Source organism: Kribbella sp. NPDC058245, from assembly GCF_042882005.1.
Classification (GTDB): domain Bacteria; phylum Actinomycetota; class Actinomycetes; order Propionibacteriales; family Kribbellaceae; genus Kribbella.
The window spans coordinates 122,776-142,058 of sequence record NZ_JBHVWY010000021.1; the positions used below are offsets into that span (position 1 = coordinate 122,776).

General features: G+C 67.3%; 17 protein-coding genes. 9 read left to right on the forward strand and 8 right to left on the reverse strand.

Features of this window, described 5'->3' with window-relative positions; translation table 11 throughout:
* The first annotated feature begins 83 nt into the window (after positions 1 to 83).
* Both ACFVWG_RS37015 and ACFVWG_RS37020 read left to right on the forward strand, forming a co-directional pair.
* Positions 84 to 1,127: a LacI family DNA-binding transcriptional regulator gene (locus ACFVWG_RS37015; protein WP_391548157.1), complete on the forward strand. Its 1,044-nt coding sequence runs from the start codon at positions 84 to 86 to the stop codon at positions 1,125 to 1,127.
* Positions 1,124 to 1,720 (forward strand): HAD family hydrolase, encoded by a 597-nt coding sequence (locus tag ACFVWG_RS37020; RefSeq protein ID WP_391548158.1) that lies wholly within the window; start codon positions 1,124 to 1,126, stop codon positions 1,718 to 1,720. The genes ACFVWG_RS37015 and ACFVWG_RS37020 overlap by 4 nt, the downstream gene beginning before the upstream one ends.
* Here the strand turns inward: ACFVWG_RS37020 and ACFVWG_RS37025 are convergent.
* Positions 1,717 to 2,982 (reverse strand): ABC transporter substrate-binding protein, encoded by a 1,266-nt coding sequence (locus ACFVWG_RS37025; protein ID WP_391548159.1) that lies wholly within the window; start codon positions 2,980 to 2,982, stop codon positions 1,717 to 1,719. The two genes, ACFVWG_RS37020 and ACFVWG_RS37025, sit on opposite strands and share 4 nt — an antisense overlap.
* Before the next feature lie 362 nt (positions 2,983 to 3,344).
* Between ACFVWG_RS37025 and ACFVWG_RS37030 the strand changes: the two genes are divergently transcribed.
* Positions 3,345 to 4,754 carry an RICIN domain-containing protein gene (locus tag ACFVWG_RS37030; protein WP_391548160.1) on the forward strand — a complete coding sequence of 470 codons (1,410 nt, stop codon included), beginning with the start codon at positions 3,345 to 3,347 and terminating at the stop codon, positions 4,752 to 4,754.
* Here ACFVWG_RS37030 and ACFVWG_RS37035 read toward each other — a convergent pair whose 3' ends face one another.
* Positions 4,755 to 4,919: a hypothetical protein gene (locus tag ACFVWG_RS37035; RefSeq protein ID WP_391548161.1), complete on the reverse strand. Its 165-nt coding sequence runs from the start codon at positions 4,917 to 4,919 to the stop codon at positions 4,755 to 4,757.
* Between the two features lie 235 nt (positions 4,920 to 5,154).
* On the opposite strand from ACFVWG_RS37035, the gene ACFVWG_RS37040 reads away from it, so the two are divergent.
* Positions 5,155 to 5,967 carry an aldo/keto reductase gene (locus ACFVWG_RS37040; protein ID WP_391548162.1) on the forward strand — a complete coding sequence of 271 codons (813 nt, stop codon included), beginning with the start codon at positions 5,155 to 5,157 and terminating at the stop codon, positions 5,965 to 5,967.
* Between the two features lie 52 nt (positions 5,968 to 6,019).
* Here ACFVWG_RS37040 and ACFVWG_RS37045 read toward each other — a convergent pair whose 3' ends face one another.
* The 3 genes from ACFVWG_RS37045 to ACFVWG_RS37055 form a co-directional block, all read right to left on the reverse strand.
* Positions 6,020 to 7,312: an epoxide hydrolase family protein gene (locus tag ACFVWG_RS37045; RefSeq protein ID WP_391548163.1), complete on the reverse strand. Its 1,293-nt coding sequence runs from the start codon at positions 7,310 to 7,312 to the stop codon at positions 6,020 to 6,022.
* A 104-nt stretch (positions 7,313 to 7,416) separates the two neighbouring features.
* Positions 7,417 to 10,050 (reverse strand): ATP-binding protein, encoded by a 2,634-nt coding sequence (locus ACFVWG_RS37050; RefSeq protein WP_391548164.1) that lies wholly within the window; start codon positions 10,048 to 10,050, stop codon positions 7,417 to 7,419.
* A 37-nt stretch (positions 10,051 to 10,087) separates the two neighbouring features.
* A complete protein-coding gene (locus tag ACFVWG_RS37055) occupies positions 10,088 to 10,630 on the reverse strand; it encodes a DUF6790 family protein (protein WP_391548165.1) in 543 nt (180 codons plus the stop codon).
* Between the two features lie 57 nt (positions 10,631 to 10,687).
* Between ACFVWG_RS37055 and ACFVWG_RS37060 the strand changes: the two genes are divergently transcribed.
* On the forward strand, positions 10,688 to 11,119 hold the full coding sequence (locus ACFVWG_RS37060; protein WP_391548166.1) for a MarR family winged helix-turn-helix transcriptional regulator: 432 nt from the start codon (positions 10,688 to 10,690) through the stop codon (positions 11,117 to 11,119).
* Here the strand turns inward: ACFVWG_RS37060 and ACFVWG_RS37065 are convergent.
* Complete coding sequence (locus ACFVWG_RS37065) at positions 11,094 to 11,780, reverse strand: class I SAM-dependent methyltransferase (RefSeq protein ID WP_391548167.1); 687 nt, start codon at positions 11,778 to 11,780, stop codon at positions 11,094 to 11,096. The two genes, ACFVWG_RS37060 and ACFVWG_RS37065, sit on opposite strands and share 26 nt — an antisense overlap.
* A gap of 177 nt (positions 11,781 to 11,957) precedes the next feature.
* Between ACFVWG_RS37065 and ACFVWG_RS37070 the strand changes: the two genes are divergently transcribed.
* From ACFVWG_RS37070 to ACFVWG_RS37085, 4 genes are all read left to right on the forward strand, one after another.
* Complete coding sequence (locus ACFVWG_RS37070; RefSeq protein ID WP_391548168.1) at positions 11,958 to 12,719, forward strand: carbonic anhydrase family protein; 762 nt, start codon at positions 11,958 to 11,960, stop codon at positions 12,717 to 12,719.
* Positions 12,720 to 12,869: 150 nt separating this feature from the next.
* A complete protein-coding gene (locus tag ACFVWG_RS37075; RefSeq protein ID WP_391548169.1) occupies positions 12,870 to 13,691 on the forward strand; it encodes an NADPH-dependent oxidoreductase in 822 nt (273 codons plus the stop codon).
* Positions 13,688 to 14,683 carry an aldo/keto reductase gene (locus ACFVWG_RS37080; RefSeq protein WP_391548170.1) on the forward strand — a complete coding sequence of 332 codons (996 nt, stop codon included), beginning with the start codon at positions 13,688 to 13,690 and terminating at the stop codon, positions 14,681 to 14,683. The genes ACFVWG_RS37075 and ACFVWG_RS37080 overlap by 4 nt, the downstream gene beginning before the upstream one ends.
* Before the next feature lie 16 nt (positions 14,684 to 14,699).
* Positions 14,700 to 14,966: a hypothetical protein gene (locus ACFVWG_RS37085; protein ID WP_391548171.1), complete on the forward strand. Its 267-nt coding sequence runs from the start codon at positions 14,700 to 14,702 to the stop codon at positions 14,964 to 14,966.
* A 468-nt stretch (positions 14,967 to 15,434) separates the two neighbouring features.
* On the opposite strand, the gene ACFVWG_RS37090 is transcribed toward ACFVWG_RS37085, so the two are convergent.
* Together ACFVWG_RS37090 and ACFVWG_RS37095 are read right to left on the reverse strand one after the other, a co-directional pair.
* Positions 15,435 to 17,246: a DUF222 domain-containing protein gene (locus ACFVWG_RS37090; protein WP_391548172.1), complete on the reverse strand. Its 1,812-nt coding sequence runs from the start codon at positions 17,244 to 17,246 to the stop codon at positions 15,435 to 15,437.
* 1,131 nt (positions 17,247 to 18,377) lie between these two features.
* Positions 18,378 to 19,193, reverse strand: coding sequence for a helix-turn-helix transcriptional regulator (locus tag ACFVWG_RS37095; protein ID WP_391548173.1), 816 nt, complete (start codon positions 19,191 to 19,193; stop codon positions 18,378 to 18,380).
* Between the last annotated feature and the right edge of the window lie 90 nt (positions 19,194 to 19,283).

The window sequence follows — 19,283 nt, forward strand, 5'->3', positions numbered from 1 at the left end:
GATCGATCCACTTCCTGATGCGGTAGCTAACCGCAGCCCGTAGAGGGTGTCAAGAGTTCACCCGATGGGCTAGCCTGCTGACCGTGAGTGAACCGGGGGAGCAGCGGCCGTCGACGATCCACGAGGTGGCACGGCTGGCCGGCGTCTCCCATACGACCGTGTCCCGCTACCTGCAGGACAAGAACAGCCTGAAACCGCAGACCAGGATCAAGGTCGAATATGCGGTGAAGGCGCTCGACTATCGCCCGAATCTGGTCGCGCGTTCCATGCGAACGCGCCGGTCGAACCGGCTGGCGATCGTCTTGGCGACCGGTCCGCATTTCCCCGGCCGGCAACTCACTGCCGCTTCCGAGACCGCCCATCAGGCCGGATACCAGCTCGAGATCGTCAGTGTCGAAGGTGGTCCCAAAGCGCGTTCGGCCCGCATTGAAGATCTGGCGCGATCGGGTCAGGTCGACGGAATTCTTGCGATTTCATCGATCGATCTGAAGACGAAATCTCTGGGGATACCGATCGTCCAGAGCGAGAGCTACGACGAGAAGCTGCACGTGCTCGGCCAGCTGGCCGGTGCCGCCGAGATCGCGGAGATCATCGAGTACCTGAGGTCATTGGGCCATCGCCGCTTCCTGCATGTGGCAGGCGACCAGAGCTTCGCCTCGGGACGCAACCGTAAACGCGTTTACCTGGAGACCATCGAGCGGCTCGGGCTGGAGTCGGTCGGCGTGTACGACGGGGACTGGTCCGGCCAGTCCGGTGTCGACGCGATCGCCGCGCTTCCGGACGACTGTGGGGTCACGGCGGTGGTCGCCGCCTGTGATCTGGCCGCGCTCGGAGTGATCCGCGGCGCGCGGGCACGCGGCTGGAGCGTGCCCGGCGACCTTAGTGTGTTCGGATGGGACGACGACGAGTACGGCAGATTCGCGACCCCGTCGCTGTCGACGGTGGCCGTCGATCGCGAGTCCCAGGGCCGCGACGCGATCCATCGCCTGCTCGCCGAGATCCACGGTAAACCCGCCCCGGAGCCGTCCACCCGGACCGTCAACCGGCTCATCCACCGAGAATCGACCGCGCCACCGCCCCCTTCAACAGATTCCAGGAGGGCGGACGGGCGCTCGGAGGCCCAGTGAAGGACATCGCCAAACTGGTCGTGGCAGCCGCCGCGACCAGTCTTCTGTTCGCCCTGCCCACCACGGCAGAGGCAGCACCCGCCGTACCGGAACCCGCAGCGACAGCGCAGCACCCCGCGCGGTGCTCGGTCGTCTGGTTCGACCTCGGCAACACCCTGGTCGACACCACGGTCGCCGGCACGATGACCTGGATGCCTGGCGCGCTCCGGCACCTGCGCCAGCTCCGCAGCATCGGCGTACCGATCGGGCTGATCACGAACGTCCCGCCGGAGTGGGGCGCCACCGACGCCGAGCGTGCGGCGGCGACCAAGGCGTACGTCGACGGTCAGTGGGCTGAATCGGATCGGTTCCCGTGGACGCTTTTCGGTGACCGGATCCTGACTCCCCGGACGAAGGCCGAGTCCAAGCCGGCCCTGGCGCTGTTCGAGCGGGGCAAGGCGAATGCCGCGCCCTGCCGTTCCTTCTATGAGGGTGAGACCCCGGCTGAGATCACCGCGGCCGAGCAGGCGGGCGTGATCGGCTACCTGACCGGCCAGCCGGATCAGCCCGCCTACCTGCCGTTGTGGCGCGTGCTGTTCCCAGTGAAGGTCTAGCCGAACAGTCGCGACAGTTCGGTGGTCACTGTCTTCTCGGCCTTGGTGATCTCGGCCGCCGGATCCGCGCCCTTGCGGATCACGTTGGTGGTGAGGTCGTTGAAGGCGGTGATCATCTTCGGTGTCCAGGCCGGCAGGTCGACGATGCCGTGGTCCTGGTTGAGCTTGACCACCTCGGCGGCCGCACCCTGCTGCAGCTTGGTCGCCTTCGCGGCCAGCGACTTGCGCGGCGGGATGTGGAAGCCGTAGTTGAGGTTCCAGTCCTCCTGGAACTCCAGGTTGTCCACCCACAACCACTTCACGAACGCTTTGGCTGCCTCGATATTGGCGCTCTTCGCGGACACGAACTGCGTCCAGCCACCTGACGGCAAGGAGGGCCGGCCCTGGGCGTCGAGCTTCGGGTAGGCGAAGACGCCGAAGTCGTCGCCGAGTGCCTTCTGAATCGTCGGCATCGCCCACAGGCCACACCACTGGATCGCGGTCAGTCCTTGGACGAAGGCGCTCGGGTCGGCCCAGTCCGCCGGTGCACCCAGCAGCAAGGATTTGCTGTCGTAAAGCTCGTGCAGCTTGGCGAACGCCTGCGCTGCGCGGTCGCCGGTGAACCCGGGCTTGTTGTCCGCGGTCAGGTACGCGCCACCGGAGGACCAGAGCGCCGGACCGCCGATGATGATGCCGCCGTCGTTGCCGACGAAGATGCCCTTCACCTTGTCGGTGGTGAGGGCCTTCGCCGCCGCGATCAGGTCGTCGACCGTCTCCGGCGGCTTGATCCCTGCCTTGTCGAAGAGGCTCTTGCGGTAGTAGAAGACCTGCGGGTCGTCGATCATCTTGATCCCGTAGACCTTGCCGTCGACCGAGTTGGTCTGCAGGTCGTTCGGATTGAAGTCGGCCTTGGCGTCGCCGAGGATGTCGTCCAGGGCCACCACCTGGTTGCTCTTCACCATGCCGATGTTGAGCTGGCTCTCGAAGATGTCCGGACCGTTGCTCGACAGCAGCCCGGAGGCGAGCTTGCTGGCGTAGTCACCAGGGGTCCATTCCACGGCGACGTTCGCGTCCGTGTAGGCCTTCGCGTACTTGAGCGCCGCTTCCTTCGTACCGTTCTCGCCGTACTGGTGATACCACTGCGCCAGGTTGACCTTCGACCCGCCGCTGCCACCGCCGCCCGACGGTCGTCCGGTGTTCCCGCCACAGGCCGCGGTCAGGGCCGCGAATGCGGCCAGGCCGCCGGTTCGTCTGAGTAGATCCCGCCGGGAAAGGCCAGCCATCCAGCACCTCCGAGAAGTCGCGTCAGTTAATTAACGCAGTTAAGCATGTCTGCGGACCGCCGTCGGGATTGTGTGCGTGACAGATCGGTGTCAAGGTGCTCAATACATCGTTGTAATCGAAGCTGGTCGATCGCGCCGTCGTCCCCGCCCCGACGTCTTGGAGAGGTCTCCGATGAAACGCATCGTGCTGTTGCTGACCACTGCCCTAGTGCTGGTCGCCGGCCAGATCCCTGGCCGCAGCCCAGCCCGCTGTGGCTCCGGCCGCTACCGGCACGTTGTTGCAGCCGGCTGGCGCGAGTCTCTATCCGAGAGCCATTCGCCTACAGAACAGCGGTTCAGCCAACGGGCGGATTCTCGCCAGTGTGGTCTCGTTCCGCGGGTCGGCCAACGGCGTCGGAGTGATCCACGAGAGCACGAACGACGGCGCGAGCTTCGCGGAGGTCGGTGCCGTCGCCGATCCGGAGGCCGCCAACAACCAGGGACTGTGCTGCGCGACGCTGTTCGAGCTGCCGCGACAGATCGGTTCGATGCCGGCCGGCACCTTGTTGTGGGCAGCGTCGGTGGGTTCCAACGACCGCCCGATGGCGATCCGGATCTGGCGGAGCACCGACGTCGGCCGGACCTGGAGCTACCTGTCGAACTGCGCGACCGCGCCGAACGACAAGGGTCTCTGGGAGCCCGAGTTCTCAGTCGCGGCGGACGGCCGGCTGGTCTGTCACTACGCGGACGAGACCGACGGCGTACACAGTCAGAAACTGATGGAGGTCCGCAGCAGCGACGGGGTGAACTGGACCGATCGGGGACCGACCGTGCAGAGCACGACCGGCGGTCACCGCCCGGGCATGCCGGTGGTGCGGCAGCTGAATCCCAGCTTCTACATCATGGTTTACGAGATCTGCGGACTCGGCGGGCAGTACGACTGCGTCGTCCACAAGCGCACGTCGAGCGACGGCTGGAACTGGGGATCGCCGAGCGATCTCGGCAGCAGGCCGCAGACCGTCGACGGCAAGTACTTCGCACACGCACCGACGGTCGCGGTCGTCGGCGGCAAGCTGCTGCTGATCGGCCAGATGCTGCTCAACAGCAACGGTTCGGTTGCCGCGGACAACGGCCGGACGATCTTCGCCAACACCGAGAGCTCCAACGGCTTCTGGTACGAGCTCGACGCACCGGTGCAGGTCCCGAACCCGTACAACCATTACTGCCCGAACTACAGCTCACCGCTGGTCGGATCCGCCGACGGCACCCGCGTTCTGGAGCTCGCGAGCGACTTCAGCAACGGTGACTGCCAGACGTTCTTCGCCACCGGCTCCGCCATCGGGAACGGTACGGACGCCGGGGTGGCGGGAGGAACGACGTACCGGCTGATCAGTGCGCAGAGCAGCCACTGTATGGATGTCGCCGGCGACTCCCGTGAGTACGGCGGCCGGATCGAGCAGTGGTACTGCAACGGCCTCGGTCCGCAGAACTTCCAGTTCACCGCGGAAGGGAGCGGGTACTACCGGCTGAAGGGCCAGAACAGCCAGCTCTGCGTCGAGGTCACCAAGAACTCGTTCGAACCCGGCGCGAAGATCCAGCAGTACGCCTGTCAGGACGGCGGCTGGCAGCGCTGGAAGTTCGTGAACGTCGGCCGCAACGCCTATCAGGTGGTCGGCCAGAACTCCGGTCTCTGCCTCGACGTAGCCGGCGGCTCGACCACCGCGGGCGCCGACCTCCAGATCTGGAACTGCAACAACCTCCAGCCCCAGATCTGGAAGCTCGAACCCCGCTGACTAAACCTTTGGTACGGCGGGCGCGAGGCGCCGGGTGCTGAACTCGACAAGCGCGTCCGGTGTCGGCCCGGAGTCGAGCAAGGCGATGAGCTCGTCGCGCTGATCCGGTGCGACGATCTCGACGCCGCCGAAGACCGCGGGACCGTCACCGGCGTCGCGGTCCACCCCCGCCACCCCATGCCCTCCCGCCGCATCCCTCTGCCCGCCGGGCGAGCACGGTGGGTTCAGTCGGCGTGCAGAACAGCGGTCCGACGTCGAGTGGAGGGAGATTGCCGCTAGAAATCGATGTCCAGCAGCACAGTGCGTTCAGTCGGCGACACGGGGCGGGGAGGGTGGAGTGGGCCTCCAGCCGCAGGTCTGGAAGATCCAGTGCCGCTCAGGGGTTGCGTAGGGTGTGAACATGAACTCGAATACGCAGCTGAAGCTTTTGAACGGTACTGAGATCCCCGCGGTGGGACTGGGTGTGTGGCAGGTGGAGGACGGTGCTCAGACCGAGGGGGCGGTCTCCGCGGCGCTCGAGGCCGGGTACCGGCTGATCGACACCGCGCAGGGGTACGGGAACGAGGCGAGTGTCGGGAAGGCGATCCGGGAGAGCGGGATTCCGCGCGAGGAGATCTTCCTGACGACGAAGTTCCTGCCGGCCAAGGACGACCCGTTCGTCGAGGCGGAGAAGAGCCTCGAGCGGCTCGGCACCGACTACCTGGACCTGTACCTGATCCACTGGCCGCAGGGTGGGCCGACCTGGGCGTGGCCTGGGATGGAGAAGGTCAGTGCGGCGGGCCTGTCGAAGGGCATCGGCGTCTCGAACTTCAGCGCCGCCGAGCTCGCCGAGCTGGCGAAGGTGAGCCAGATCCCGGCCGCCGTCAACCAGGTCTATTTCAGCCCGTTCGCTTACCGTCGCGCCCTGCTCGACGCCAGCAAGGAGGTCGGCCTGGTCACCCAGGCCTACAGCCCGCTCGGCACCGGTGAGCACCTGACCGACCCGGTCGTCGGCCGGATCGCCGAGGAGCTCGGCCGCACCCCGGCCCAGGTCCTGATCCGCTGGGGCGTGCAGAAGGGGCTGTCGGTGATTCCGAAGTCGACCCACCGCGAGCGCATCGTGCAGAACTTCGAGGTCTTCGACTTCGAGCTCGACGACGCGGCGGTGGCGGCTCTCGACGCGCTGGACACGACGAACGGCACCGCCGAGGCCCGCGAGGACAAGTGGTGGTGACGCACTGACCAGCAGCCGGTGGGCATCGGGTCCGCCCCGACCCAGATGCCCACTACCGCAATACCTTGAAGGCGGTGCGGAGTTCTTGGGTGAGCAGCTTGGGCTGCTCCCAGGCGGCGAAGTGGCCGCCGCGGTCGACCTCGTTCCAGTGGATCAGGTTGCCGAAGGTCTTCTCGCCCCAGCTGCGCGGCGCGCGGTAGATCTCGGCGGGGAAGACGGTGACGGCGACCGGAACCCGCGGGATCGGTACGGCGTTGAACGGGCCGCCACCGGCTTGTGCGCCTTCCCAGTACGAACGCGAGGACGACGTACCGGTGTTTGTCAGCCAATAGAGCGAGATCGCGTCCAGGATCTCGTCGTAGGTGAGGACCTTCTCCGGGACGCCGCCGCTGTCGGTCCACTCGGCGATCTTGTCGTAGTAGTAGGCCGCCATCGCGACCGGTGAGTCGGCCAGCGCGTACCCGATCGTCTGCGGGCTCTGGTTCATCATCGCGGCGTAGCCGAAGCCGTCGCGGTAGAAGTGCAGGAGCCGGTCGTAGGCGACCTTCTCGCGGGGCGAGAGCGTAGCCGGGGCCGTGTCGAAGTTGCGCAGGTGTCGCAGTACGTCGTCCGGAACGGTGCCAGGCATGTTGATGTGGATGCCGAGCAGTCCCTGGGGCTCCTGGGTCGCGAGGATCTCGGAGATGATCGCGCCCCAGTCGCCACCCTGCGAAACGTATTCCGCATAGCCGAGCCGTTTCATCAGCTTGTCGAACGCCGTCGCCATCTGGCCCGGGTTCCAGCCGACCTTCGTGGGCTTCCCGGAGAACCCGTACCCCGGCAGGGTCGGCAGCACCAGGTGGAACGCGTCCTCGGCCTTGCCGCCGTGCGCGGTCGGGTTGGTCAGCGGGTCGATGATCTTCAGCAGCTCGATGATCGAGCCTGGCCAGCCGTGCGTCATCAGCATCGGCAACGCGTTCGCATGCTTGGACCGGATATGCGCGAACTGGATGTCCAGGCCGTCGATCGAGGTGATGAACTGCGGCAGCGCGTTGAGCTTGTTCTCGACCTTGCGCCAGTCGTAGTGCGAACCCCAGTACTCGACGAGCGGCTTGATCTTGGCCAGCTGCGCGCCCTGCGTGCGGTCGGCGACGGTCTCCTGGTCGGGCCAGCGGGTGCTCTTGATTCGCCGGCGCAGATCGGTGATCGCTGTCTGCGGCACCTTGATCTTGTACGGACGGATGCGGCCGGCACCGGTTGGGCTAGTGCCCGAAGTAGTTGCGGCCTGCGCCAGGTTCGGTACGCCGAACTGGACGGCGGCCGCACCTGCGGCGGCGAGGCCGAGGAACTGACGGCGGTCGGTCATGAGGAGGGCTCCTTCTGCGGTGCGGACTGGCACTGAACTTGCCTGTCCACCATCGCCAGACCGGGCGCGGGTCGCCCCAGTGTGCCTACTGGCACAGTCCCTAGTCAGCGGGGGAGCGTGTCCCGCAGCTGCCGCCGGGAGGTGATCCCGAGCTTCGCGAAGGTCTTGCGCAGGTGCCACTCGACCGTCCGCGGACTGAGGAACAGCTGCGCGGCGATCTCCGGATTGGTCAGCCCGTCCCGCGCCAGCCCGGCGATCTGCGCCTCCTGCGTGGTGAGCTCGTTCACCGTCTCGACTGACCGCTTCCGGACCGTCTCCCCGGTCGCGAGCAGCTCATGCCGCGCCCGCTCGGCGAACGCTCCAAGACCAAGAGCCGACAAGGCGTCGTACGCCGTCCGAAGCTCGCCCCGCGCGTCTGCGCGACGCCCCGCCCGCCGCAGCCACTCGCCGTACAGGAGACGACTCCGCGCGGCCTCACCCTGCAGACTCGTGCGGTCCAAACACGCGATCGACTGCCGGTACTCGCCCTCGTCGCCGTTCAGGAGCGCCCGCACGCGCGCCTCGATTCCACGACTCCAATTAGTCGGTACGGCGGTCGCTCGCGTGCTCACCCAGGTCAGCGTGGACTCGACCAACTTGCTGTCGCCGGTCCGGGATGCGGCTTCGGCGAGCTCACCCGCAACCAGAGCGCCGTACCCGATCACGTCCTGCTCGAACAGCCACTGCGCAGCGTCCCGGGCCGGCTCGTACCGGCCCAACCCGTTGTTTAAGACAACTTCGGCGTACGCCGTGAGCACGCCCGCCCGGCCTTGGTCCCGGCCAACCGGCCCGGCCGCTTCACCACGGAACGCCTTCAGCAGCCGCCCGCCGTACTCGACCGATGGTTTGCCGGTTGCGGCCGAGAGCCGGCGTTGCTCGTCGACCAGCCGCCCTGCCGCGGCGAGCTGTCCGCCGATGCAGTGCAGCGCGGCGCTGAAGTCGAGCGCGAACTGCAGTCGCAGCAGCGCACCCGTCTGCCGGGCGAGCCGCTCCTGGCGGGCGACGAGTCGGCGCGCAGCCTCCAGGTCCCACAGATCAACGGCGACGATCCCGTTGGCCAGATGGCCGGTCGCTTCGTCGGAGTGGTCCCGCAGTTCGGCCGCGATCGCCTTGGTCAGATCCGGCGCTGCCGCAACGTAGCCGCGCGTGAACCGCGCAGCAAGGGCCTGCAGCAACGACTCTGCCGCACCGTTCGGTGCCGGTACGGCGGCCGCCACCTCCGCGACGATTCCGGCGCTGTCCGGGCCGGCGGCCCAGATCGCGGCGGTCAGCGCGGCGAGGTGCGTGCTCTGGGCGAGGTCAGGCTTCAACGGTTCGAGCTGGCGGGCCGCGTCGAGCAGCGTGGCGGCCGCACCTCGATTGTTGCCCTGGTCGAACTGGATCTGGCCCCGCAGGCGCTGCGCCAGCGCTGACCGCAGCTCGTCCGGAGGACTGTTCTGCAGGCTGTCGAGCAGGCCGAGCGCGGTGTCGAGTGCACCGCCGGCAGACCGCGCGGTCGCCGCGGCCAGCATCCGTTCCGCCCGGCGCTCGGGATCGAGAGTCAGCTCAACCGCGCGCTCGAGGAACGCGCCGGCAGCGAAATGCCCGCCGCGCTCCCGGACGCCTGCCGCGGAGCGTTCGAGATCGGCCGCGACATCCTCGTCGGGTCGCGGCGCCGCCTGTGCGCGGTGCCAGGCGCGGCGGTCCGGGTCGCGATCCGGGTCGGTCACCTCGGCCAGCGCCTGATGGGCAGCCTGCCGGTCCGACGCGGCCGCGGTCCGGTACGCCGTCGATCGGACCAGCGGATGCCGGAATCGGATGTGCGTACCGAAGGTGATCAGCCCGGACTCGAGCGCGGTCGTGGCGGCCTCCGCCCCGAGCTCCAACCGCTCGGCGGCTCGCCAGAGCAGGGTCGGATCGCCGAGCGGTTCGGCGGCGGCCAGCGTCAGGAGCTGCCGGGCATCGGCGGGCAGGACATCAAGTCGCTGTTCGAAGCTCTCCTCGATCAGCGCGGTCTGCCCAGAGGCGCGCCCGGCTCCGGTGTGGGGGAGTTCGATCAGCGCGAGCGGGTTGCCTTGGGCCTCGGCGACGATCCGGTCCTTGACCCGCGGATCGATCAGGCCGGGGAGGGAAGTCTCCAGCAGGGTCTGGGCGTCGGCGCGATCCAGCCCGGTGATCTCCAGCTCACGCAGCCCGGTGAAGCCGTGCTCGACACCGTTGCGAACGGCAATGATCATCACGATCGACTCGGCGTTGAGTCGTCGGGCCACGAACGCGAGGATGAGTTCGGACATCTTGTCGAGCCATTGCGCATCATCGACGATGCAGATCAACGGCTTGTCAGCTGCCGCAGTGGCGAACAGGTTCAGAACCGCGAGGCCGACCAGAAACGCGTTCGGCGTCGGCCCGCTGACCAGCCCGAACGCCGTACCGAGAGCCTCGGCCAGCGGAGCCGGCAGCCGATCGATATCGTCCAGGAACGGCTGGCAGAGGGGATACAGCCCGGCGTACGCGAGCTCCATCTCGGCCTCGACACCGGCCGTCCGGGTGAACAGGCAATCGGTGGTCCGAGCTTCCATTGCCTCGAGCAACGCCGACTTCCCGACGCCCGGCTCGCCGTGCAGAACGAGAACTCCACTGCGGCCACCACGGGCAGCCTCGATCAGGCGATCGAGTTCGGTGCTCTCCGTCCGGCGTCCCACGAGCTCAGCTCTGCCCACCTGGGAATAGTACTGACCGCTTGTGAAGAACGTATGTTCATCGCGCACGCGCGGCTACTTCGGACCCGGCCAGAAGTACGACGCGCTCAGCGCGCTGGGCGCGGATCGCGAGGGCGATCATCACGGCCGGGATCAGCAGGTCGTAGAGCAGGACGCCGCCGGTGTTGCCCGGTGCGTGGTCGCCCTTGAAGAAGAACTGGTACAGGTGACCGAGGTCCGCGCCCCAGAGGAACATGCCGGCTCCAAGACCGACGGTAAGGCGCTCACGGGCCGAGGCCTTCGACGACGCGGCCCGGAAGGCGAGGACTGCCAGACAGAGATTGGCGCAGCCGATCTCGAACTCGAACGGCGTCTGCGCGAAGCCGATCGCCTCGGACATGACGCCGGGGATGGTGAAGAACGAGACGACCATCCACGCGCTGCCCCCACCGAGGGCGGCGCCGGCCCACCAGCGCTGCCAGGTCTCGAGCCTGGCCTCGGAGGAGGTGGTGTTGCGGGTCTTGATGAGGGCTCCGACGACTGCCAGCAGCAGCCAGATCATCGGAACGGAGGTCTGCAGGATGTAGCTCGATGTGCTCATGACGGCAATCTTGCATGGTTAATATTAACAAGTCAAGACTCGTGTATGCTCGGCTCCATGGATGACGGACTGGCTGACCTGTTGCACCGTGTCGTGCTGATGATTGGGGAGGCGGCACGCCGGAACACCGACGACGCCGACGGCCTCACTTACAGCCAATTGCGGCTGCTGGGCACGCTGGAGGACATCGAGCCGGCCACTCAGCACCGGCTGGCGCAGGCGATGGCGGTCTCCGACCCGGCGATCAGCCGCGCCCTCAAACCACTCGAGGCCGCCGGCTACGTCCAGGTCGTCACCGACCCCGACCACGGCCGGCGCCGCCTGGTCACGATCACCGAGACGGGGCGCAAGGCCTTCCATGACAATGGCAAGCCACTCGTCGAGGAACTGCGCGTCTATCTGGTGAAGGCAGGCTTCCCCTACGAGCGCTACCTGCAAGACACCCTGCAGCTGGCCGAGTTGCTCAAGCCGAGGCCCGCAGGATCATGAACGGCGGCGCGTCGACGAGTTCGGTCGGCGCGTCCCCGCCGGGCACAACTCGCCGTACAGACTTGTATCCCGCAGCGTGCAGGCCTTCGACCAGTACGTCGGTCGCCCAGCTGCCGGACTGGAAACTGAAGCTGCCGCCGGCGTAGGAGATCGTGGCCTTGTAGGGCTGCCGGCCGTCGACCGCCGGGCCGTTGGGCTCCTGCAGCACGCCGTACCGCCCACCGTGTGAACCCAGCAGATCCCAGTCGGAGTCGGCGTTGGCGGTCACCAGCAGGAGATCGTCACCCGCGACCGCGAACCCCTTGAGCATGGCCTCCAACTCGGCCCGCGTCAGCGCATGGTTCACCAGCCACATCGCCGTCACGAGGTCGAACCGGCCGTCCTGCGCGCCGAGCGTGGCATCGCCGATCAGGTACTCGATCTCGCCCGGGACCGACTCCGCAATCGCGATCATCTCTTCGGACAGGTCGACACCGACCACCCGGTCGGCGCCTTGCGCGGCCCACAACCGGCTGTAGAAACCAGTCCCACAACCGACATCGAGCACGGTCCGCCCGGCCAGCCCACCGACCTCGGCCAGTACGACGTCCTGCTGGAACCGTCCTGCCACCGACAGATTCCACTGGTCGTAACGGCCGGCCAGAGTCGCGTAAGTCTCCATGGACCGAGTCTCGCAGCGAGTATGCGGAAGCGGCCGAGAGTGGACCGCACGAACACAACGATGGCACCTTCGGGCAGGCGGCCGGGGGCGTTGCCGTCCGCGTGAGGGACCAGGCAGATACTGCTGAAGGCGACCGGATGAGGCCGGTCGCCTTCTGCCCACAGTTGGAGTAAACCCATGTCCGGTTTGACCCGGCGTTCCGTCCTATTCGCCGTACCAGCCGCTGCCGCCGCCATCGCATCTCCCGCGCTGATGAGCCGAGCGACCGCCACGACGCTGCTGCACCAGAGCCCGATCGACATCCACCGCGCGGGTGCTGTCGTCAGTCACGACTTGCCCGCTCTGCACGTGCACTACCCGCATTCGCTCGACCTGGAGATCCGCTACGAACGCAAGGACTCCGGCCAGCCTGAGGGCTGCGAGCACCGCACTGCCGAGGAGACCGTGCTGGCCGAGGTCCCGGCCGGCGCCGCCTGGGTGACGCTCGGCGGTATCCGCTACGACCTCGCCAACTTCCATTTCCACACCCGCTCCGAGCACCGACTCGACGGTCACCAGTTCCCGCTCGAACAGCACTGGGTCCACCTCGGCCCGAACGGCGAGAAGCTCGTCATCGGTCTCTTCATCGCCACTGGCGGCCACGGCGGCACCCTGCAGGACCAGGCGCTCGCCACGGTCCCGGTCGAGTGCTCCGAGAACGTCCAGCTGCGCGGTGCGAACCTGGCCGCCGCTCTCCCCACCGACCTGTCGACATTCCGGTACGACGGTTCGCTGACGACCGATCCCTACACCGAGCCGGTCTCCTGGCTGGTGCTCAACCACATCCGCGAGATCAAGTCGACCTCGCTGGCCCACTTCCAGTCCCGCTTCCCGGACGGCGACAGCCGCCCGCTCCAACCGCTGAACGGGCGCACCGTCAAATTCCGCCCCCAGCACTGACCGCTGGACAGACCGAGGCGGCGCCACCGAGTCGTGTCAGCTCGGCGGCGCCGCGTCAGTGATACCCGTCGACCGGATCGTCAGGCGCGCGACATCGTCACGTTGTGAGACAGGCCCAACTGGGGGCCAATGTCTTCTAAGTTGGTGTACATGAGTGTGAGTGCAGAGGCGTCGTACCGGCTCCGATATGGCGGGCAGGTGGTCGGCGAGCCGCCTGCGCAATGGACCGAGGTGCTGGCGCAGCAGTTGGCGCATCGGTCGGTACGGCGATATCGGGCGGAAGGTGAGGTGTCCGACGAGACGTTGTCCGCGTTGATCGCAGCGGCGCAGTCGGCGCCCACCTCGGGCAACCTGCAGCTGTGGAGTGTGGTGGCGGTCCGCAACGATGCGCGGCGCCGGCGGTTGGCGGAGTTGGCGGGGGAGCAGGAGTTCATCGCGCAGGCGCCGCTGTTCCTGGTCTGGTTGGCGGACCTCGCTCGAGCCCGCCAGGTGACTTCGAGTGCGGGGTCGTCGACGGCTGAGGGCGCGGACTTCGTCGAGGCCGCGCTGCTGTCGTTCATTGATGTCGCGTTGGCCGCGCAGAACGCGTCCCTGGCGGCGGAGTCGCTTGGACTGGGCACGGTGTTCGTCGGTGCTATCCGCAACAAGCCGCTGGAGGTGGCCGCCGAGCTCGGCCTGCCGCCCAACGTGTTCCCGGTCTTCGGGCTGACGGTCGGTCACCCGGATGAGCTTGCGCCGACGGCGGTCAAGCCACGGTTGCCACAGGACGCCGTACTGCATAAGGAGCAGTACACGCTGGATGCCGCTCATCTTGAGAGCTACGAGGATGTGCTCAACGGATTCTATGCGTCCGAGGGGCTTCCCGAGGGCTGGGCGAAGCGGGTGGCGCATCGGTTCGGGAGTGTTTCCGGGTTGAAGGGCCGTGAGCATTTGCGGGCGGCGCTGCTCGATCGGGGGTTCCAGCTCCGATGACCACGCGATACGAGACGATGGACTATCGCCGTACCGGGAATTCGGGACTGAAGCTGCCGGCGTTCTCCTTCGGGCTCTGGCAGAAGTTCGGCACGGACTACTCGTATGCCACGCAGCGCGAGATCCTCTTGCATGCCTTCGATCTGGGCATCACCCACTTCGACAACGCCGACCGCTACGGCCCACCGCACCGCGCTGCGCAACAGACCTTCGGCCGCCTGCTGGCGACGGACCTGGCGCCGTACCGGGATGAGCTGATTCTGGCGACGAAGGCGGGAAACCCGATCGGGCCGGGGCCGTACCAGAGCGGCGGATCACGCAAGTCGTTGCTGACCTCGCTCGACCAGAGCCTGCGCGATCTGGGGACCGACTACGTCGACATCTTCTACCACCACCGTCCCGACCTGGATGCGCCACTTGAGGAGACCGTTGGCGCACTGGTCAGCGCAGTCGAGCGAGGCAAGGCGCTGTATGTCGGCATCAGCAACTATCTGCCCGACCGGGCCGAGGCCGCGGCGACGCTGTTGCGTGCTGCTGGCGTCCCGCTGCTGATCGATCAGAGCCGGTACTCCATCTACGACCGCCGACCTGAGACCGACGGCCTGCTCGAAACGGCCGAGCGCAACGGCTTCGGCGTGATCGTCTACAGTCCGCTCGCCCAAGGGCTGCTCACCGACAAGTATCTGAACGCCATTCCAGAGGGTGCACGGGCCCAGAACAGTGCATTCCTTTCACCCGACGTCATCGATGACACCTATCGGCGCCGTACGGCGGAATTGAACAAGCTGGCCGAATCCCGCGGGCAGTCGCTGGCCCAGCTCGCCCTGCAATGGGTGCTTCGTCGGCCCGAGGTCACGTCAGCGCTGATTGGTGCGAGCTCGACCGCGCAGCTCGACCACAACCTGAAGGCGCTGACCTTCCCACCCTTGACGAGCGCCGAGCTCGCGCTCATCGACACACATGGGATCCACGGCACCGGTCTGAACCTGTGACGCCAGACCGAACGCCATGAGTTCCCCCGTGGTGCATACGCCCACCGGCCGCGACATCGACGTACTGGTCGGTCTCGGGCGCAAGGACCGGGCCGCCTACCGTGACTGGACGGCGAACGACCACGAGGCGCTGGTCGCTCCGAACCTGGCCGAGGCCCACGGCCGGGCACACGTCACCACTCGGCCGCTCTGCTACGCCGTCCAAAGGCAGGGCGCCGAGACGCCGCCATGGGCCAGGTGGATGGTTGCTGCCAGCAACCGACTCCTCCGCTGCCTGCGCTGAAGGGCTGTGGTCGCACCCCAGAACGGCCCGCCTCATAAACACGCCTAGCCCGAAGGCCGCACCCCACAGCCGAGGTCAGCGGGGCTCGGCCGGGGACGTTCGCTGTGGTTGAGCTTGTCTGCGGCCGATTAAAGGCCGGGTGGCTGGGCGTTGCGGTGGCTGAGGTGGATGGTGCTGTCGGCGACCGGCTTGTTCGTTGCTTGGGCTTCCGGGCTGTGGGCAGGTACGGATGCGTGGGGGCCGGTCTGCTCGCTCAGGTGGTGACGGCGAGGTTGAGGATGCCCGGGCTCATGTAGTCCGGTCGGTCGTGCGCTGCAGTTTGGGTATGTCGTGAACCGCGGCCCGGTGGACGGCATGCCGCATGCCCCGGTCCCTTGCGGGTTCCGGGGTCACCTGGTGGGGTCAGGGCATGCAGGCGTGGGCGGGCTCCATGTTGGTGGCGATGTAGAGCCCGGGCGGGTCGCGGGCTTACAGGCCGGATGCTGGTGCGGGGTTGGTCGCCCAGGGATCGCAATCGCTGGGTGCCGGCAACAGCAACCGGGTCTGGAGGGCCTCGCGAGAGGCGGCACGTCCCGGGTCGTGCGGTCTCCTGGTGGAGGGGAGCGCGTCATGTTGCCAGGAAGCCGGGTTGGTGCTGATATCGGGCCAGTCCGCACTGGAACCCGCACTAGTACTGGCTCCGTTCGGGTTGGAACCTGCGCTGCCACTGGCGCCGTTCGCGCTGGCGCTGGGGCTGTCTGCGGTGGCGGTGGCGGTGCCTGCCCAGGGATCAAAGGTTGCGTTGGCGACATTCGTACCGGTGTGGGCGTGGCTTGTGCTGGTGGTGCCTGGGTTGGGCGTGTCGGCTTCGGCGGGGTTGCGGGCAGGGGTGGCCCATGCGAGCAGTGCGGCGAGGTCGGCGGGGTTGGTGGCGGGTGGGTCGGCCCAGTCGGGGCGGGTGACGTGGACTTGGCCGCCGGTGATGGAGATGGCCCATTGGCCGTTGTGGACGGCGCGGTGGTGGGCGGCGCAGAGCAGGGCGAGGTTGTGGAGGCTGGTGGGGCCGCCGTCGGCCCAGTGGATCAGGTGGTGGGCGTGGCACATCCACGGTGGTGCTTTGCATACGACGCAGCCTTTGTCGCGTTTGTTCAAGGCCCGGCGGATGTATCTGTTCACGAAGCGTTGCTCGGTGCCGACGTCTAGCGGCTGGGAGTCGCCGCCGAGAACGATGGGCAGGATCGCGGCGTCACAGGCCAGCAGCCGCACTGCCGAGGCCGACAGGTTGCCTCCGAACACCATTTCACCCACCGCACCCGACGAACGCACCGCACCCACACCATCCGGTGAACCGACCGCGCCCGTCGTACCGGCCATGCCGACCGCGTCCGACGTACCGGCCGCTTTCGTGCTGTCGGTTGTGCTGGGCGTACCAGCCGGACCGGGTGCACTTGTCGACCCGGTCCCGCCGGTCGGGGTGGGGGCGGGGGTGTTGGTGGCGGCGGCTTCGGTGACTGTGCCGAGGTGGGTTTTGAGGTCGTTGAAGTCGATGGTGACGGTGATGTGCGGTACGCCGGGATGGTCCGGGTTGCCTGCGGCGGCATCCAGGACCCCTTTGAAGGCATCGACCTGGCGGACCTCAAGCGGCCGCGGGTCGCGTTCTCCGTCGATCGTCTTGTGCGGCTTGGCGCCGGCGTGGATCTGGGTCAGCAACTGTTCACCGCTGGCACCAGCCACGAACCCCGAGAACTTCACCCCACCGTCGACCTGCCGCACCCGCAGCGACTCCTTCGCCCGCGCCTCGTCCTCAGCCGGCTCAGCACCATCGGTGTCCAGCCGCGCCAGGACCTCCTGACCGAACTTGGTGAGTTCGCGGGGGTTGGAGATCCGGGCGGCGTTGATCATTTGTTCTTCGGCGACCTCGAGTACGTCGACCGGGACCGTGGCGGGTGCCTTCTCCAGGGTGGTGACGATGACCTTGGCCAGCGCGGGATCCAGGACCGCTGGATGTGACGGGTCGGTGGGGTCGGGCAGCGCGTCCACCACTGCCGGGTACTTGCCGAGGGCGGCAGAATACTTGAGGTCTTTGCGGACGTCGCCGGGGTTGAGCCGGTATCGCTGTGACACGAGTTCGACGGTGTCGCGGGCGCCGAGTTCTTGGGCGGTGCCCGTCTCGTCCAGCCGCCCCGTGAGCTGCAGTTCGTAGGTGTTCAGCAGGGCCTTGGCGGCGTGCACGTTGTCGAGGTTGGTCAGCAGTTCGCTGCCACTCTGCATGCACACCGGGCGCATCGCCAAGATCTCCATACCGAAAAGCATAGCCACGCCCACCGACAGTTTTCGAGCCGAGAACCCCTTATTTACAACGGATGTGTGGGCTGTTGGTGTGGGCTGATTGCGCACTCAACTTGCCCACACTGCCCATGACGTTAGCCGGTACTTTTTCGTCACCTGGACCCGAAAAGTTCCCGACTAGCGCAAGATCCCTCGAGCATCACGCACCTCAGCCACAGCCCGGAAGCCCAGGCAACGCCCAGCCAGGTCGCCGACCGCACCATCCCCCTCAGCCAGCTACCTCCCGCACCCGAAGGCTTTAGTGGCCGCCGCCGGCGGCCGAACGCGCGCCCGCAACTGGGGGCTTGAACAAGAAATGGGGGGTGTGGACAGGTCATAGCTTGTTCACGCCCACCACAGGGGGTGCGCACCCCCCGCGATACGTGGTCAGCGATCCACCCGCCCGGGTGATCCACTCGCCGGGGCGTCCATCTGCCGGGCGATGTTGACGGGTGCTCAAGGTGGGTCGGTGACCTTGAGCATGGTTCAACCTTTCGGCGGGCGTTGCGTGGTTGAACGGTGCTCAAGGTGCCTCACGACCGTCGGGTCGGGACGTAGGTTCGCTCAGTTGGCGGGGGTGGGAACGGGGGAGGTTGTCGGACTGCGTTAGTGGGTGAGTTTTTCGGCGCCTGGACCCGAAAAAGTCACCCATCGCGCAAGGTCTCGGCGTCCCGCACCTCAGCCACAGCCCGGAAGCCCAGGCAACGCCCAGCTTGGTCGCCGACCGCACCATCCACCCCAGCCATCTACTGGCGCGCCCGAAGGTTTAAGTCGACCGCCGGAGGCGGTTGAGTGGCAGGGCGGCCAGGGAGCGACTCGGCCGGGAACGGGGCGCCGTGGCTGATCGCCGCTGCGGCCGACTAAAAGACGGGTGGCTGAGCGAGGCGGTGGCTGAGGGGGATGGTGCGGTCGGCGATCGCGTTATCCGTTGCCTGGGGCTGACGGGCTGTGGTGCCGTGCGGGAAAGACATCGCTTGGCAACTGTTGGTGTGCGGGATTGACGGGTTGGTCGGTGAGGCGCGACCTCGCTCCGCGGTGTATCGGGGCTGACGGGATGTGGTTGCCGTGCGGGAGGAGGCCGCTTGGCAGGTGCTTCGGGGCTGGTCAGGTGTGGACGGTTGTGAGGAGAGTTAGTTTGGTGGCGTCTTCGGTGCCTGGTTCGGCGGTGTAGACCATGATGCGGAGGTCGTCGCCGGCTACTTGGAGTACGTCGCAGTCCAGGGTGATGGGGCCGGCTTGGGGGTGGTCGATGGTTTTGCGGGTGGCCTGGTGTTCGGCTACTGCTCCGGATTCCCAGAGGTGGTCGAAGCGATTGGAGCGGCGGCGGAGTTCGTCGATCAGGGCGTGCAGGTTGGGGTCGTTGGGGTAGCGGCCTGCGGTACGGCGGAGGTCGGCGACCTGGAGTTCTTGCAGGAGGCCGAGGGATTCCGGGGTTTGGCGGATGCGGCCGGCGGTGCCGAGAAAGTTGCGCCAGGCGGCGTTGCGTTCGTTGCCGGTACGCTCGCCCATCAGTTCGACGTACAGGGCGTTGGCGTGCAGTTCGGTCAGCATGGCGTCGAAGACGGCGACTGGCGTGTCGTTGAGTCGCTCCAGCATCCGTTGCACGCCTGGGGAAATGGACCTGGGGATGCGATCGGATGCGGGCGTGGCCAGGCCGGCCAGTTGGTAGAGGTGGCTGCGCTCGTCGGTGCTGAGCTGCAGTGTGCGGGCCAAGGCCTCGACCACCTGGGCGGAGGGGTTGGCGGCTCGGCCTTGTTCCAGGCGGGTGAGGTAGTCGGCCGAGATCCCGGCCAGCTGGGCGAGTTCCTCGCGGCGGAGTCCCGGCGTACGGCGGGCTCCGTTGCCGGGCAGGCCGACGTCGCCGGGCGCGACTGCTGCCCGCCAGTTCATGAGTGCCTCGCCGAGGCCTGTTCGCGCCATCGCTCCCAGTATGCACAAGCTGCGGACTGCCTGGCCCTGACAGTCCTAGGACGGAGAGGCGACTACCTGTCCGAGGACCGCGAGCGCACT

Coding starts and splice junctions, on each gene's coding strand:
- ACFVWG_RS37025 (WP_391548159.1), bottom strand. CDS start 2,982: ATGGCTGGCCTTTCCCGGCGGGATCTACTCAGACGAACCGGCGGCCTG.
- ACFVWG_RS37090 (WP_391548172.1), bottom strand. CDS start 17,246: ATGGAGATCTTGGCGATGCGCCCGGTGTGCATGCAGAGTGGCAGCGAA.
- ACFVWG_RS37055 (WP_391548165.1), bottom strand. CDS start 10,630: ATGAGCACATCGAGCTACATCCTGCAGACCTCCGTTCCGATGATCTGG.
- ACFVWG_RS37080 (WP_391548170.1), top strand. CDS start 13,688: ATGACCACGCGATACGAGACGATGGACTATCGCCGTACCGGGAATTCG.
- ACFVWG_RS37095 (WP_391548173.1), bottom strand. CDS start 19,193: ATGGCGCGAACAGGCCTCGGCGAGGCACTCATGAACTGGCGGGCAGCA.
- ACFVWG_RS37075 (WP_391548169.1), top strand. CDS start 12,870: ATGAGTGTGAGTGCAGAGGCGTCGTACCGGCTCCGATATGGCGGGCAG.
- ACFVWG_RS37070 (WP_391548168.1), top strand. CDS start 11,958: ATGTCCGGTTTGACCCGGCGTTCCGTCCTATTCGCCGTACCAGCCGCT.
- ACFVWG_RS37045 (WP_391548163.1), bottom strand. CDS start 7,312: ATGACCGACCGCCGTCAGTTCCTCGGCCTCGCCGCCGCAGGTGCGGCC.
- ACFVWG_RS37040 (WP_391548162.1), top strand. CDS start 5,155: ATGAACTCGAATACGCAGCTGAAGCTTTTGAACGGTACTGAGATCCCC.
- ACFVWG_RS37085 (WP_391548171.1), top strand. CDS start 14,700: ATGAGTTCCCCCGTGGTGCATACGCCCACCGGCCGCGACATCGACGTA.
- ACFVWG_RS37065 (WP_391548167.1), bottom strand. CDS start 11,780: ATGGAGACTTACGCGACTCTGGCCGGCCGTTACGACCAGTGGAATCTG.
- ACFVWG_RS37060 (WP_391548166.1), top strand. CDS start 10,688: ATGGATGACGGACTGGCTGACCTGTTGCACCGTGTCGTGCTGATGATT.